This window comes from Bradyrhizobium huanghuaihaiense (genome assembly GCF_025200885.1).
Classification (GTDB): domain Bacteria; phylum Pseudomonadota; class Alphaproteobacteria; order Rhizobiales; family Xanthobacteraceae; genus Bradyrhizobium; species Bradyrhizobium huanghuaihaiense.
Map to the genome: position 1 here is coordinate 8318193 of NZ_CP104172.1, position 15973 is coordinate 8334165.

A 15973-nucleotide genomic window follows, 5' to 3' on the forward strand; every position below is an offset into this window, starting at 1 on the left:
GGACCGGATCGCTCCGCGAGATCAACCCTGCCAGCCCATTACGGCACTGCAGCCGTCGGGACCAAGCTATCTGTACGGTTTCGCCGCAGATCACTCGAATCCGGCGAGACAATCGCCACCACCAACGACTATCCACCCTCGCGTGGTCGCCGGAAGCTGAGGCCGAGGATCCTCTTGTAGGCTATCTGGGATGAAGTTGGGACTTTGTTCATCGACCCGAGTCATCAGTGCGGACCTATCTGGCAACGCACCATATTCAGACGCAGAAAAAGTGACGTGGCGAGCGCATCCGAGAACGGATAGCTGCTCGCCGAAAAACCATATCTGTGGATCTGCTTGAATGCGGCATTCAAGATTGCGCTTGGGTGGATGGAAGGACGCGGATCTCGCTCGTGCTGACAGTAATGCTGAGGAGATCACCGGGCGTTGGATGGCACCCAAACGGAAAGCGTTCCTGCATGGTCAGTCGCTCACCGTTGACTTCAAGCACGAGCCGCGTTGCTCCGCCGTAGTAGTGAGACTGGATCACTCGAGCCGACAACGCCTGCCCAGCAGCCCCATCCGCGGACAGCTTGATCTGCTCCGGCCGGATCACCGCGGTCCCAGGGCCAACGCCCCATTTGCCCGCGAGGCGCAGGCCGGCCGTTGACGTAAAGGCACCGTCGGGCCCAACCGTTCCTTGCAGCAGAGAACACCAGCCGATAAATTTAGCGACGAAAGACGTCGCCGGAGTTTCATAGATCTCGCCAGGGGTGCCAACCTGCTCGACTTGTCCGGCGTTCATGACCACAATGCGATCTGACATTGTCAGGGCCTCTTCCTGGTCATGTGTGACAAACAACGTGGTAACATTCACACCCCGGATCACCTCTCGCAGTTCTTCCCGCATGCGAACGCGCAATTGCGCATCCAAATTTGAGAACGGCTCATCAAGAAGTAGCACTGCCGGCCGCATCGCCAGCGCGCGCGCCAGTGCGATCCGCTGTTGCTGCCCGCCCGACAGCTGGCTCGGATATCGCTGAGAAAGGTGTGAAAGCTCGACGAGCTTGAGCATCTCCTTGACACGGCTTTCCCGTTCCGCACGAGGCCATTTCAAGTTTTCCAGGCCAAACGCGATGTTTTCAGCGACCGTCATATGCGGAAATAGAGCGTAGCTCTGAAACACCATTCCGGTATCCCGCCGATACGGCGGTTGATGTGTCATGTCGACGTTGTTGATGCTTATGGTACCCGATGTCGGCTCTACGAAGCCGGCGACCATGCGCAATGTTGTTGTTTTTCCGCAGCCTGATGGACCAAGGAGGCAAACCAGTTCGCCGCGATGCGCATCCAACGAAACGTTCGCTACAGCGACTGTTTCACCGTAGTGTTTGGAGACGGAGCGCAATTGCACGACGAGATCGCCGACATCTTGCATAGCATTTTCATTTCGCTTAGACGCCATATTCTCGTACTCTTTAGATGAAGCCAGCATCATTTGTCCTCACTACGTTAGTCTTTCCGCGCCAATCAGGCGCTCGATCGCGAGAATGACGACCAGTGTCACCACGATCATGATGCTCGATACGGCCGCGACGAGCGGATCATAGCTGGTATCGACATACGCAAAGATCTGCACCGGTAGGGTCACGTTGCCGCCATACGTGAGAAACACCGAAACCGTGGCATTTCCGAACGACGTTACAAAGGCGAAGATCGCAGCCGAGAGTAAGCCAGGCAGGATGAGCGGCAGGGTGATGCGTCGAATGACTTGCAACGGTGCGGCCCGGAGGTTCATTGCCGCCTCTTCGAGCACGCGATCGTGCAGGGCCAGACTCGCGAGAATCGTCCGCACGACGTATGGGATCGCAAGGACCAAATGCCCCAGGAGCAACGGATAGATTGTTTGAGTAAGATCTAGCCAGGCGAAGAGCTGCAATAGCCCAATGCCGAGTACGACGGCAGGGACGATCAAGGGGGAGAAGGCGAGCCCCTGGAAGAACGCTTTTCCTGGAAAGGAATACCGGTTGATCGCGAAAGCGCCGGCAAAACCAATCACCAGCGCCATGATAGCAACGAGCACGGCAACATAGGTGCTGGTCCAGAGCGCATTCATAAACAGCTCATTCTCCACGGCCTTCTGATACCAGCGCAGCGAAAAGCCTCTAGGCGGAAAATTCATGGTGTCGCCGCTGGTGAACGACGACACGATCACCAGAATTGCCGGCAGCGCGAGCATCGCGTAGACAAGTGCGCGAATGAAGGCGCCGACAGCAGCCATTGCATAGTCACTAAGATCAGACCGCATGTCGCCGCCCTCCAGTGATGAGACGTGACGCCGCCAAAGCGTTGAACGCCGCTGTGAGACCAAGCCCGCTCACAAAAAGGACGAAGGCCATCGCTGCGCCCGAAGGCCAGTTAAGCTCCGACATCATGCGTTCATAGATGAGGCTTCCGAGCATGGCAACGCGACTTCCGCCGATGAGACGGGGCGTGATGAACGCTGAAATCGAGAGTACGAAGACGAGATTGAAGCCGACGAGAATGCCAGGCACCGCAAGTGGAATGACGACTTTTCGGAAAGTGACGAAACGGTTGGCGCGCAGGTTCGCAGCGGCTTGCTCAAGCACAGGATTTATCTGCGTGACCACGCTCATGATGGATAAGATCATGAATGGAAGGAACTGCTGCACCAGGACCACTAATACGGCAGGCCGCGTAAAGAGAAGCTGTTTTGGCGAAGCAGCGATACCCAGACCTGTGAGCACCGAATTGAGAAGACCGTTGCGGCCAAGAATGATCAACCAGCCGAATACAATAACCACAAGGCTGAGCGTCAGCGGCATGATGACGATAATGGTTCGCCATCGCCGCGCTAACGGCGGAAGACGAGCTAGAGAGTATCCGGTGGGGAAGCCGAGGATTAAACAGATCAGGCTGACGATAAGCCCGTCAACGAACGTCTCCAGTAGGACGGACGAATAATACGAATCCGAAAAGAAGCGAACGTATTGGATCAGGCTAAAACCGGAGCCATCGAGAAGATGGCTAGAGGGCAAAAAGCTCGACCGCAGCAGTTGTAGCACCGGCACGACCATAAAGCCGACGAGAAGCAAGACCATCGGCGCCAGCAAGAGTGCCGCGGTTACCATGGGGCGTTTGAGGAGAGGCTCCTTCACGAGTCGACCTTTCACAGTTGCTACGGACCTGTTGAGTAAGCGGCGATGCTATGCGTATCCCAGAGGATCCGTGTAGAACCATAATGGGACCAAGCGCCCACACCTAGCCTCGCATTATCTTGTTAACCCGCTCGATTCGGGCGCCGCGCTCTGCCATCCACTTTTGCCAATCAACCTTCTTTTTTAAAGCATTGCGCTCGGGCGAGTTGAATAGCAGGTCTTTGTAGATACCTTTTGGCAACTTGACATCGGTGGTCGCGCCGTACCGCATCGCTTCAGGTATTCCGAGCATACCTTGATCAGAGAGTAACTGCTCCATAAACGCGTGTACCGCCGCAGGATGTTTTGTGCCCTTGACGACGTTCATGTAGCTGACGATTGAGTAGACGCCTTTAGGTGGGACAACGGTCACGATGGGAACGCCTCTGCTGCGCAATTCGTGGGCTCGGCCATCCCAGAATATTCCCGCATAGACCTCTTCGGCTTGAAACATCTGCAGCTCTGAAACCGTTGTCTGCGCGATGGCGGCAATGTTTGGCTTCGCCGCCTCAAGAATCTTATACGCTGGCTCCATGTCCGCGATCGAGCCGCCATTTTCTTCGGCCATGCCAAGAAGATAAAGACTGCTCGTGTCCAAGGTCGGAGCCAAAATCACCGCGCGACCCTTCAGATCTGGCCGAGCGATGTCTGAATACGACGTAAGCGGCTGGTTGACGTATTTTGAATTATACACCGGAACGACGGTCGAGACGCTGAATGGCACACCGTAGTCGCCGTATTCGCGGAAGCCCGGAAGAACGCGCTTGATACCGGGAACGTCTGTGGTTTTAATCTCTTCGATGAGGTTCGCTTTAAGAAGCTCTACCATGTAGGCGCTGTCGGCCTCAAACATGTCGAACGGTGGATTGTCCTTGTTCGCAACCAATTTGACGAAGTCCGCCGATTGATTGCCGGCCATGAATTGGACCTTCAGTCCGTATTTCTCCTCGAGCGGCGCAACGACCCGCTTGTTAAGGGTTTCGTCCCAGACCCCGCCGAATCCATTTACACGCAGTGTAATGCCAGAAAACTTTTTGGACTGAGCGCGGACGTAAGGCGCAGCAAGAGCGAGGGCGGCAGTCGCCGCCGCGGACTTTAGAAAAAGTCGCCTTTTCATCTCCCGATCTCCTCTCCTTAACTTCGCCCCAGCGAAGATGATGGTTACCTGCTTCTCTCGGAGGTCGTCGGGCAACCTCGAGAATATATCCTAGTTTTTTTATGGTCGGTTGAACCACGTCGCTGGCGGGCTGCAGGATCGTTCCCATCGCCGAGACGCGCTAAGCGCCGGACAGGCCGCCACTCGGCCGCGCAAGCACCGCGGCGAGGACGCTCTGTTGAGCCCCCCCTTCTGCCGCACGCTCTCGAGCGGAAATCCTGGCCCTGCCTACAGGAAGATCCCCTAGGCCTCGCTGCAGCCATGGTTCAACTGCCAAGCCACCAATCCCCGGTCGCTCATCAGGCGACCTGAAGCACAGCCACTGTAGTCCGGCTCAAGCCCAACAAGAATGTCAGGAACGCGTCGCATGAATGATGAGCCGTGAAGCACTGCACCTGTGCGCGACGTTGACAGATCCGATCTCCTCCCGTTCGCTGACCCCCGATCAGTCGCAAGCTCGATTTGATCTAAAAAATACCGCACTCTGAATAGGAATTTACTCGATCTAGCGTCACAATAGGCAGAAATTCTGCGTGGTTGCCCCGAATCACGACGCTTTCGAGAGCGGACATCTGGTGGAGCGCGCTCTTGCCGCGACGAGCGGTTCGAACCGCGAGGTCGGTCGGTAGACCTGTTCAGCGCGTAGGCGCTGGGAAACAGGGCACATCAAACGTGGCCCAGTAGTCTAGCTGAGAGCTCGCACCGGTTCGAAGCTCGCGACAGGCTGACATGGTGCGCCCCGCTGAGCCAGATACGCAGCACTGGATGTTCGCTCTGCCGGATGACGTGGTGTGCCCGCTTTGACCAAGAGTAGACTTTCAGCGGTAGACCAGGACCTAATCGGCAGCAGGGCCAAAGCCGTCGCACATTCCACAACGGAAGGCTTGCTCCACATTGTGCTCGCCGCCTCCCTTCAGCTCACGATGCTGCTCGTCATGAGTGGAGCGGCGCAACGTGACCGCAGCGCAGCGAGCTCAGCACGACGTCCAATAGCTGAATAACCCCTCCGGGGCACCTCTGATCACGAGCCACTCAATCGGCGGCGCCTGAGCAATCGGAAAATAGACTGCGAGCGACGCTCGCCAAACGGCTCGTGGGGAGCAGAGTGCGCTTCGGGAATGGTCGGCTTCTAACGATACAACATCGGCGGTAAACGTCCCGGCTTCTTTTGCCTGAACGTGCCGCCGATGCCAGCAGCGCTCAATTGAGGGCGCGGCACCGGCAACAAGAATGCTGCCGATGCGATAATGGAGCGGTCTTTAATCTTTCCATTTTCCGACTATTTGACGAACAGTTTACGCGGTGTCGATGTCAATGCTTCATGACCGCTTTCAGTGACGGCAAACGGTTGGGTAATGGTAATGCTCTTGTCGTCCAGCCACAGGCCGGTCATCATATGGAAGCACATGCCCGGTTGAAGCACCGTTTCGTCTCCCTTGCGCAGACTTGCAGTGCGTTCTGCTACCGACGGTGGGTAACCGATTCCAGTGGGATAGCCGATCCTCTCGTTCTTATCGATTCCGTGGTGTGCCAGTACTTTTGCAAAGGCGTCGAAAACTTCCGAGCAGGTGCGGCCGGGACGGACGCTCTCAACGCCGGCATTCAGAGCTTCCACGGCGATCTCCGAGAACTTTTGGTATGCTGGTGACGGCTTCCCGATGGAAATCGTACGGCTTAGATTGACTTGATAGCGATGCCGAAGCCCGTGGACTTCGAAATTGATTGTCGTAGAAGCCGGCAGCGGCTTGTCTGACCACGTAGAGTGCGGCGCGAGAGCACGTTCGCCGACACAGAAATGCAGGCATGAAGAATCATAGCTTCCCCCAAATTCGGGCGTTCCTGAAATCTGCTGGTGATAAATAGCGGCTGCGAGATCGCATTCACGCACACCTGGCTCTGCGACATCTACAGCCCGCTTCACCATCGCGTCGGCAACACGGCCCGCTTGACGCATGAACGACAGTTCGGCCGGACTCTTTATAAGACGGATCCAGTTGACCAAGAGGTCGGCATCTACAAAGCTCGCAAGGGGTAGCGCTCGAACAAGATCAGCATGAGCACGTGCGGAGTAATAATATCCCCCCATCTCAACGCCGATTCTCGCCTTTTCACCGCCGAGCTCCTTAACAACGCTCGCCATGAAATCGTACGCGGACAAGGTCGCCGAGTTCATATACTCATCCGGTATGCCTCTGATGTTTTCGTCAGCCAGATAAGTAGTTAGTCTTGCCGATGTAGTGTCTATGCCCCGTGTGATGAAAATGGGTTCGGCGTGCTTAAGTGCGACGGCCGCCATCTGTGGAGTATAGAAGGAATAAGCGTTATAGCCGGTTAAGTAATTCTGGTTCGGCGGCTCAGAAACGAGCAAAATGTCGATTCCGCGCTTAGCCATCTCGCTTTTCGCGGCCGCAAGCCGAGTATCGAACTCAGCTCGCTCAAAGTTCAGCATCTTTTCCATACGGTGTATCTCCGAATATTCACTACATTGCGTTGACGCCGCATCATCCCCGAGTGACATTCGGGCAAGACTACAGGTCTGTCGTTAGTCCACTAACGAGTTTCCGATGAGGCCTCGGCACTGCTTGCGATCAGGTCTCATATCTCTTCACGTGAGAAACGACGGTAAGCTTTTGCACTGTACCGCAATGTTATCGCGCTGCGTCGCACTTTACCCGCGCATAGGCGCGAAAGCGCGCGCGATTCCAGCGATATTCGAGTGTTGAACGCGCAGAAACAGTGTGCGAGTGGAACTTTTGCTTGACGAGTTTCCGGCACCTAGACGATCAGCAACGATGTGGCCGCCTCCGAAGATTCCAGGCGTTCCTGTACATGCCTCAGCACTGAGGAGTTGCTCCGCTGCGACGAAAGCCTGATCGCTATCGATTTCTGCACGGCGGGCCCGCCAGGTGTCAGCGCAGCCAGGACTTCTCGGGGCGATTGATGCGCTCCTTTGATAAGCGTCTGGGACAACTGAGCAGCCCTGCTTCGGGACGATTTCAGCCTGACGTGCTCTCGCTGACGCAATTGAGTCTCCCTGCATGATGCCGAGAAGCCGGAGGAGTCGGTAACGTGCAGCGTCGGCGAGGTCTCGTCATGTTGGGACAAGGCGGATTCACACGGAACGTCCGCTTCAACGTTTTCGCTCGTAACGGACCTGAGGGCCACTACAAGAGAATGAGAGATCGACGAATCTTTGTCCCCTCCCGAACTTGAGATAGTTTAACGCCGTGGAACTCTGCTCCCCCACGCGCAGACTGGCGCGTGGGGTGTGTCCGGCAGGAAGGCCCCACTTAACTTCGAATTATCTTGTTAATCCGCTCGATCCGCGCACCCCGGTCAGCCATCCACTTTTGCCAATCAACTTTCTTTTTGAGGGCGATGCGCTCCGGCGAGTTGTACACTAGGTTCTTTTGAATTTCGTCGGACAACTTAACGTCCGTGGTCACTCCAATTCCAAGGGCCTGAGGTAAACCGCTCATGCCCTCGTCGGAGAGCAATTGCTGCGCGAAGGCGTGTGCAGCTTCCGGATACTTCATTCCCTTGACAACATTGAAGTAGCTGCAGATGGAGTAGAGGCCCTTAGGTGGAATTACAGTCACGATGGGAAAGCCCTTGGTGCGCAATTCGTGCGCGCGGCTATCCCAGAAGATGCCTGCGTAGACTTCTTCTGATTCAAACATCTGCAACTCGGCCACGGTTGTCTGCGCGAGCGCGACGATATTCGGCTTAGCCGCCGCCATGACCTGGAATGCTGGCTCCATGTTTGAGATTGATCCACCATTCTCGTCAGCAATACCCAGAAGATAGAGGCTGATGCTGTCCTGTACCGGGGTCGGAATAACGGTGCGGGCCGTTAGGTCGGAACGAGCGATATCCGAGTAGGACGTAAGGGGCTGCTTAATGTATTTCGAGTTGTAAACAGGGATAGAGCTCGCGACGCTGTACGGCACGCCGTGATCACCGTATTCGCGGAACTCGGGAAGGATTCGCTTGATGTTGGGAACGTCCGAAGCTTTGATTTCTTCGATGACCCCGGCCTTGAGGAGTTCGACCATGTAAGCACTATCGGCTTGAAAAAGGTCGTAGGGAGGATTGTCCCTATTAGCGATCAGTTTTACGAGGTCCGCCGACTGACTACCGGCGATAAATTGGACTTTCAGCCCGTATTTCTCCTCGAGCGGCGCGCCTACGCACCTCCTGAGGGTTTCGTCGTAAAGCCCTCCGAATCCGTTGACTCTCAGAGTAACGCCAGCAAATTTCTTCGATTGGGCGTGCACGTAGGGTGCAGCCAGGGCGCCGGCCACAGCCGTTGTCGTAAACCTTAGAAAAGTACGCCTTTTCATTTCTGATGTCCTCCGTTTTGTCCTTCCAGTGGTAATAGTGGTTGCGTACCTCTCAGCGCGCGCGGAACAATGACATCCCCTTTTGTGAAGGAGCGATCCAAACGGTTCGCCCGTTAAGCGCAACTTGCAGCCCCCTCGAGCCCGACTTCGCAAGAACGCACCTGCCGGCATTTTCTGCAACCGAACACGATACGTGGGCTTTTCATTGTTGGTGCCGCTGCGCTAGGCAGGCATAGTTCAGTAGGAACGCACTCCGCAGCAGAGTAAGAAGCCCTCGCAAACTCCTGCGTAGTTTCGTGATGGCATGGTAAACCCCGATGTCAGGGGGCCAACACTGTCTCCACCAAGTTTACCCAATAGCCGATGCCGTACGGCAGAGCTTCGTCATTGAAATCATATGCCGGATTGTGCAAAGCGGCGGTCGATCCGTTGCCAATGTAGATAATGGCGCCAGGCCGCGCCTCAAGCATGTAGGCGAAGTCCTCCGATGAGATCCTCGGAGTCATCTTGTCATTCACGGAGGCGAGCCCTACGAGGCTACGCGCGGCCCTAATTGCTAGATCGGTTTCCCCTGAATGATTGAAGGTGACGGGGCAATCTCGCCGGTATTGGAATTCAATGTCACCACCAAATGCGCGCGCGATCCCTTGGGCTGACGCCAAGATCCGCTTCTCGGCCAAATCGCGCAAAGCGGGTGAAAACGTCCTGACAGTCCCCCCCATGCCAGCATGACCGGGAATGATGTTATGGGACGTGCCTGCGTTTAACTTGGTGATGGAAACGACAAGCGATTCAAGCGGGTTCGTATTGCGCGAGACTAATGTTTGCAGACCGACTATGATCTGGCCCGCAATGACAATTGGGTCGACTGTCTCGTGCGGCCTGGCCGCATGGCCGCCCTTACCGGTTACAGCCAGGTCGAACTCGTCAAGCGACGCCAGAATTGGCCCATGGCAAATGCCGAACTGTCCGACTTCGATGCCGGGCGTGTTATGCATGCCAAACACCTTGGAAATATCGAAGCGGTCCATAATTCCTTCTTGGACCATCTTCAGCGCACCTGATGGAAGCACTTCTTCCGCCGGCTGAAAGATCAGGGCAACAGATCCCTTGAACTTGCGTGTCGAAGCAAGGTATTTTGCGGCACCGAGCAGCATGGCGGTGTGACCGTCATGGCCGCACCCATGCATTTTGCCAGGCGTTTTCGACGACCATGGCTTGTTTGACTCCTCTAGTATCGGCAGAGCGTCCATATCCGCCCTCAACCCGATAGTTGGGCCCTCTCCGCCCTCGCCCTGTATCAATGCCACGATTCCGGTTTCCGCTATCCCGGTTTCAATGTGGTTGATACCGAATGACGCCAGCTTGTCGGCAACGAATCCCGCCGTGTTGTGTAGCCGATAATCGAGCTCGGGGTTTTGATGAAGATAGCGCCGCCAAGAAGTCGCCTCGCTGTGCAAATCCCGGAACACTTCAACGCTTCGCATTGACTTCTGACCTTTCATTCCACCGAGCGCCTGCCCTGCGCATGCAGAGCGAGGAGCTGCGCGCCTTGCATTAAAGTCCTGAACAGCTTTGCACCGAGAGCATGCAAGCGCCAGCTGAGCGACAGTCCGGCGGCCGACCAGGCGTCCGCGCCTACTCTGGTAAAGTCGGCTCGCTTCCGCGAATTCTTTTTCGCCTCGATCACTGAAAAGAGGCGTTCTCGTGTAAAGTTTACCGAGCGCCGGATCCGAATTTGACCAATATGATACGCACATGAGCAGCAATCCTGCGCTTGGCCGGCGATGCGCGAGGTTTTAACGTAGTCTCCCAGCGCGGTGCGCTCAAAGTGGTGAGGCGATCGAAATCGCTAACCATCCACACCAGGGCCGGGACTTCGATCTGCCTTGCTCTCCTTAGCTCTCGGCTGCCCGGTTTATCGTCAACGCTAGCAAGTCAGGTGCTTGACTAAACTAGCGGGTTGGTTGTGCCGCAGCAAAGCTTCGCGGGGGCCAAATCGTTGCAGTGTTCCTGCGGAGGTTGGCATCACATTAGTACAATCTGTTTCCCTATGCTCGGTATTTGACGTTTTCCCGCTAAAGGACCGGATTGGCTTGACCGACCCTAAGCTCGGATGGGAAGGGCACCGGTCCAACGACCTGATCGCTGATCGATCGTCTCTCTAGAGCAGCGTCGGAAGAGGCGGGCAAAGCTCGCGCAAAATGGAAAACACGGAAGGCGATTTAAATGCATATAGTTATACGACTTTCGTCGCTTCGTAGCGAGCACTCCAGGCGTTTGGCAGGCATCGCGCTGATGCTCTTTGCAGTATTGGTGTTCTCCTGTGGCGATGCGCTCGGAAAACTGATCGTCTCGACCTATTCGGTTGGTCAGTTGCTGTGGTTGCGAGCCTGCGCCGCACTCCTACTGCTCGCTCCCATGATCTGGCGTAACAAGGAGGAGTTCGCAAAGCTCGAGCGGCCAGGCCTCCAATTTCTCCGTGTTGCACTTTCAACGAGCGAAGTCGCCTCTTTCTTTCTGGCCACGGTGTATCTGCCTCTCGTCGACGTCGTGACCTATTATCTTGCATGTCCAATCTTCGTCACCGCCCTATCAGCGATCGTACTGGGAGAGCAGGTCGGCTGGCGGCGCTGGAGTGCAATTCTCGTTGGATTTTCTGGCGTCCTGATCGCACTGGAGCCCTCGGCACAGAGCTTCAGCTGGCCGGGACTAATCGCTCTGTTCGGAAGCCTCTCCTTTGCCGGGTTGATGTTGATCACCCGACAATTGCGAGGGACGCCCGATGTCGTGATCGTCACGTGGCAATTTGCCGGGACGTTCCTTTTGGGCGCGGTGCTCGCACCTATAGGCTGGGTCACGCCGACGCCTCAAAGCATGCTGCTTTTCGCCTCCGCAGGCATGATCTCAGTCTGCGCACTCTTGTGCTTGAGCCGCTCATTGAAGCTCGCACCGGCGAGTGCCGTGGTGCCCTATCAGTATTCTCAGATCTTTTGGGCCGTAATCTTCGGTTTTCTCGTTTTCAGCGACGTGCCGTCACTTGCAACGCTAGTTGGCGCTGCCATCATCACCGGCGCAGGGTTCTACATTTTTCTACGTGAGCGAAAGCTTGGCCGCGAGGAGCCGACAATGGGCACGCCGGGATGAGCGTACCTCCAACCGCTGGGCAGCCGTCGAATAGCCGCCCTGCGCGCCGAAAAGATGAACCAAGTCTTGAGGTCAGCGCTAAACGTCTCGAATGCGTCCGGCACGCGCGCTGGTACGAACGGGTGTAGAAAGGTGTGTCATCTGTGTGTGTTAGTCTTTGATCATACAGGTGAATTTCAGACCGCGCGTTATGACATCGTAAGCTTGGATCGCCGCATTGCCGCATTCAACCGATCACTCACTGCAGATTACCTGGGCGTCCACGCCGACGGTTTGCTTGAGAAAGGTCAAACCCGCGCCGAGGACAAGCTTTTGGTCATCAGACAACCCCGAGCGACTGACGCCAGGTTGCACGATGACGATCTCGAACGAGACCGACTTATTTCGGGTCGATTTTGCGATGTTCCCCAACGACGTCAGGTTGCCGACGATGAAGCGGCTTCGCCCCTCGCTGCCCGACCCCTTGACTTTCTGCCGGGCCAGGAGGTGCCGATACAGTCGGTCGAAGTTGCCGCGCCAGACGGCGCTTCGAACGGCCTGAGAGGTCACTTCGACGACGTCCTTGACCCGGCTCCCCTCGGTGGCCGCGCCCGAGAACTTGCAGTGAGCCAGCACCATCCTAATGCGGTCGCCTTCGTCCTTGAGGCAGACAAGGTCGGCGGCCTCACCCGCATCGTCATCGTTGAAGACGACGTCGAACTCCTCCTCCTGATAGTATGCCGCCACATAGGCCTGGACGGACTTCGGCCGCTCCAGGCCCTTTTTCCAGATCGACTCCACCGTGATGTCAACCTCGGACCTAGGCCACTGCCAAGGAACGAGGCTGCGCTCGTCAAGCTTGATTGCCGCCGGGTTGTTCTGCTCGTAGAGAAGGTCGCCCTCCAATTCCTTTAGGCTGACGTAACGGACGAGCAAGGGGTAGTCGTACAGGTAGTCCGACAGCGGCATGTCGAGCCGTCCGGACTTGATCCTGACCCCGTCTGCGCCCTCGAACCGGTAACCTCGTCCGGTTTCCAGCTTCAGCACAATCCGCTCGTCCAGATCGTCGGTCGAAGAGATCAGGCGGAACGACAACGCGGTCGACATGGAGTTATCCTCGTCGAACGACCACTCGCAGAAAGCAGTCGCGACTTCCTGCTCGCCCTTCAGGATGAAAACACGCTCGTCCGACGTCTTCAGAAGCTCCGGCGGCCATTCCACGGAGAGCACCTGCTCGTCTGGAAAATTCTCTTTCACCTCGACAGGGATCAGCACGTTGTCGAGGATCCTGGTGGCGTCGATGGTCTCGTCGATGAGCTTCCTTCCTACTGGCCTACACCACCTCACCAGGTGCGGAATGGAGCCCTGCGCCTTCGACCAGACCCGCCCTTTGGCGGAGCAGCCGGGGTGGACGACTCCGCCATACTCCCAACCTCGCCCGTCGAGGTTGGACTTGGTCGCGTCGCCGGTCTCCGTGACCGTCAAGGCCTGCTTGACGTCCGCGCCCGTGTACATCGCGAAGCTCATGTTGCGACGGCCGTGTTTTCGGACGCCGATATTGCTGAAGATCAGGCGATTGATGCCGCCAAGCGATCGGAAGATCGTCTCGCCCTGGATCCGGCTGTCGGCGCCGACCGCTTTGGCAAGTTCGTCGTGCATGGACTCCTTGTCGGACGAGTTGAGATGCAGGAGACCGGCTTCCGTGTCGTAGTAGAGGACGAACAGGTGCCACTCCCGGTCGGCGAGGACCTTGCCCTTCGTCCAGCGGACGGCGTCCTCCCTGCGGGACACGAAGAACAGAAGGTTGGCGCCCGGATTGAACCAGGCGTTGTGAACGACGACGCCGTCAGGAAGGCCCTTTTGGAAGCTCTTGGGGCTGAATTTCGCGCATCTGAAGACGATGGTGCTGTATTTGGGCCGCAGAAGGTTTTTCGAGATCCTGATGTCGTCGATGCCGGAGTCGTCGATCAGCGTGTCCGAATTCCTAAGGAATTCCACCAGTTCGGCATGCTCCTTGGCGGCTTCCGAGCTCCGCTCGCTTAGTAGAACGTTCCAATCGGCGCTCTCGCTGTAAAGCTTTTCGAGCTTCTGCGAGACCCTGGGGTCGGCGATGTTCGCGACGACGGTTGCATCTCCAATGCCGGCTGCAGAGGTGCGCGTGAAGCGTCCCGTGAATTGCAGGAGGATCGGCAAACTCTTGTGCAGGTCATGAAGCGCGGCAATCTTCAGTTCAGGGAGATCGAACCCCTCTCCCAGCATATTCACGCAGACAACGATGCGGCTTTCGCCTGCGCGAACGCGGTCTAGCGCGGCTTCGATCGCGGAGTCTTCCATTTCCGAATCGACGACAAGCGCATTGAATTCCGGTGCCAGACGATCATAGATCGCCTTGATAGTTGCGCCCCGGGCAATGAGCCTGCACCTGGCCATGAGCAGGTGGCGCAAACCCGATTGTATGTCGTCGCGCAGAACACGCAGAGCCTCTCGCGCGATTGCCTCGTCCGCCTCCTCGGCGTCAAGCTCGAATACCGGGAGAAAAGTGATCTTCTTGAAATATCGGTCGCGCTGCGCCGCGGCGAGCGGATAATTGAAGATGACCCGGCCGTCGACCAGTTTCGTGTCCAATCGAAACGGTGTGGCGGTGAATTGTAGGACCCGATGGGCGGTGAAATGCGAGCGGAATTCGCTCCACGTGTCGGAAGGAATGTGATGAGCTTCGTCGACGAACAGGGAGCTAAAGGCGGCCGCGATGCCCGGCCGAAAGGGGGCAACGCCTGGAGCACCAAGCGACGCCATAGCAGCGATCACGACGTTGCAGCCCCGGAAGATCTCGAGATCCTCTTCGCAGCTTGGCTCTTTGGTGACGACGCCGACGATCGGGTTGGGAATGGCCGGATCGACGAGGCCGAGATCGCGCAATAGTCCCAGGGTTCTGAACTTCTTGAGGGTCTGCGCCCGCAGTGCGCGAGATGGCACGATCACCAGCGTCGGACCCTGACGATAATTCACCACGGTGCAAAGCATCGTCTCGGTCTTGCCGGTACCCGTCGGCATGACGACCGTGGCCACTTCGTGCGGGAAAATGCTCCAGTGGGCGCCGATCGCGTGCAGTGCGCCTATCTGGGGTGGCCTCAACCCTTCGTTGCCCGGGAGCACCGCTCCGGTCGCATCTGTCTCCTCCATGCGGAAACGGAAATTGTCCTTCCAGGCTTTCTGGATGTCATCGGCGACCGAGCCGGCGTCGGCGTTCACGCGCGACCTGAAATCGTCCATCAAGGAATGCCATTGCCAACGGTATCCCTGATCTGTCGTCTCCAAAACGCCGGTGATGCCCTCGGGAATCGTGCGGAGCCTGCGATCGACGACCATGACGCGGTCGCCACTCGCAAGCTCCCAGACGTCAAAGGACGTGCGGCCGTAGGCGAGTTCGCGGACAACCTTGACGACCTCGTCGGTCTTACTCGATCGCAGCAAGCTGACGTGGCGACCTAACCGGAATTTCTTCACGAATTCGATTTCGGGTAAAGTGACCGACGATACCGCAACCTCGCCCGCTGATTGCTTCAACCTCGCATCCATTCCACTCCACGCTCCGCCGACCTCGAAGGCTAGTGGTTGTATCCTGGCATCATATACAACCTCACCGAATCGACCAGATCGAATCACCCAGACGGACCGAAGTCACTACGTTGCGCCCGGGAATCGGCCAGATCCACGGGAAAATTCCCCCCTTCAACCGAAAAAGATACCCAGCGCGGTCTCCCGTCTGTCGGCATGGGCGTCCCGCTCCAGCGCCTGCCGCAGCACCTCGCCGGTGCCGACCATGACCGCCAGGTCCGTGGGCCGGGTGATTGCGGTGTCAGGGATCGGTCCAGCAGCCGGGTCTTCTGAATCGGGATCACGCCCGCTTGAACGACGAGCCCTGGGCCTTGTGAACCGTGATGGCGTAGGCCAGCGCGAGATCGTCGAGCCCGTAGCCGCTCAGCTCGATCTCGGTGCCGTCGAAGTCGGCGGTCACCTTCCCGTCCTCGATGACGGTGATGCAGCCGAGGCTGCCGTTGCGCAGGCTCGCCTGGTAGTCGTTCTTGAGGAACATGACCGGCTCGCCCTCGGCCAAGCGCCTGGTCGGGTGCCGGCGCTTGCCGACCGCG

General features: G+C 57.2%; 10 protein-coding genes. 1 reads left to right on the forward strand and 9 read right to left on the reverse strand.

Going from position 1 to position 15973, the window contains the following annotated elements; all coding sequences use genetic code 11:
- Positions 1-349: 349 nt before the first annotated feature.
- The 7 genes from N2603_RS38995 to N2603_RS39025 all read right to left on the reverse strand — a co-directional run bounded on the left by N2603_RS38995 (position 350) and on the right by N2603_RS39025 (position 10183).
- Positions 350-1477, reverse strand: coding sequence for an ABC transporter ATP-binding protein (locus N2603_RS38995; RefSeq protein WP_260386348.1), 1128 nt, complete (start codon positions 1475-1477; stop codon positions 350-352).
- Positions 1478-1486: 9 nt separating this feature from the next.
- Positions 1487-2287 carry an ABC transporter permease gene (locus N2603_RS39000; protein WP_260386349.1) on the reverse strand — a complete coding sequence of 267 codons (801 nt, stop codon included), beginning with the start codon at positions 2285-2287 and terminating at the stop codon, positions 1487-1489.
- A complete protein-coding gene (locus N2603_RS39005; protein ID WP_260386350.1) occupies positions 2277-3158 on the reverse strand; it encodes an ABC transporter permease in 882 nt (293 codons plus the stop codon). Before N2603_RS39005 ends, N2603_RS39000 begins: the two co-directional genes overlap by 11 nt.
- Positions 3159-3261: 103 nt before the next feature.
- The gene (locus N2603_RS39010) at positions 3262-4314 is read right to left on the reverse strand and encodes an ABC transporter substrate-binding protein (protein WP_260386351.1); all 1053 of its coding nucleotides are present in this window, start codon (positions 4312-4314) and stop codon (positions 3262-3264) included.
- Positions 4315-5632: 1318 nt separating this feature from the next.
- Entirely contained in the window at positions 5633-6811 is a 1179-nt protein-coding gene (locus N2603_RS39015) for a M24 family metallopeptidase (RefSeq protein WP_260386352.1), read from the reverse strand.
- Between the two features lie 832 nt (positions 6812-7643).
- Complete coding sequence (locus N2603_RS39020) at positions 7644-8696, reverse strand: ABC transporter substrate-binding protein (protein WP_260386353.1); 1053 nt, start codon at positions 8694-8696, stop codon at positions 7644-7646.
- 320 nt (positions 8697-9016) lie between these two features.
- A complete protein-coding gene (locus N2603_RS39025) occupies positions 9017-10183 on the reverse strand; it encodes a M20 aminoacylase family protein (protein WP_260424366.1) in 1167 nt (388 codons plus the stop codon).
- A gap of 742 nt (positions 10184-10925) precedes the next feature.
- Here N2603_RS39025 and N2603_RS39030 point away from each other — a divergent pair.
- Positions 10926-11843 carry a DMT family transporter gene (locus N2603_RS39030; RefSeq protein ID WP_260386354.1) on the forward strand — a complete coding sequence of 306 codons (918 nt, stop codon included), beginning with the start codon at positions 10926-10928 and terminating at the stop codon, positions 11841-11843.
- A gap of 234 nt (positions 11844-12077) precedes the next feature.
- On the opposite strand, the gene N2603_RS39035 is transcribed toward N2603_RS39030, so the two are convergent.
- Positions 12078-15389 (reverse strand): DEAD/DEAH box helicase, encoded by a 3312-nt coding sequence (locus tag N2603_RS39035; protein WP_260386355.1) that lies wholly within the window; start codon positions 15387-15389, stop codon positions 12078-12080.
- Between the two features lie 331 nt (positions 15390-15720).
- Positions 15721-15918, reverse strand: coding sequence for a hypothetical protein (locus N2603_RS39040; RefSeq protein ID WP_260386356.1), 198 nt, complete (start codon positions 15916-15918; stop codon positions 15721-15723).
- Positions 15919-15973: the final 55 nt, after the last annotated feature.

Excerpts from the sequence above, each read along its gene's own strand:
- N2603_RS38995 (WP_260386348.1), bottom strand. The coding sequence starts at position 1,477 with ATGATGCTGGCTTCATCTAAAGAGTACGAGAATATGGCGTCTAAGCGA.
- N2603_RS39010 (WP_260386351.1), bottom strand. The coding sequence starts at position 4,314 with ATGAAAAGGCGACTTTTTCTAAAGTCCGCGGCGGCGACTGCCGCCCTC.
- N2603_RS39025 (WP_260424366.1), bottom strand. The coding sequence starts at position 10,183 with ATGCGAAGCGTTGAAGTGTTCCGGGATTTGCACAGCGAGGCGACTTCT.
- N2603_RS39030 (WP_260386354.1), top strand. The coding sequence starts at position 10,926 with ATGCATATAGTTATACGACTTTCGTCGCTTCGTAGCGAGCACTCCAGG.
- N2603_RS39015 (WP_260386352.1), bottom strand. The coding sequence starts at position 6,811 with ATGGAAAAGATGCTGAACTTTGAGCGAGCTGAGTTCGATACTCGGCTT.
- N2603_RS39040 (WP_260386356.1), bottom strand. The coding sequence starts at position 15,918 with ATGTTCCTCAAGAACGACTACCAGGCGAGCCTGCGCAACGGCAGCCTC.
- N2603_RS39000 (WP_260386349.1), bottom strand. The coding sequence starts at position 2,287 with ATGCGGTCTGATCTTAGTGACTATGCAATGGCTGCTGTCGGCGCCTTC.
- N2603_RS39020 (WP_260386353.1), bottom strand. The coding sequence starts at position 8,696 with ATGAAAAGGCGTACTTTTCTAAGGTTTACGACAACGGCTGTGGCCGGC.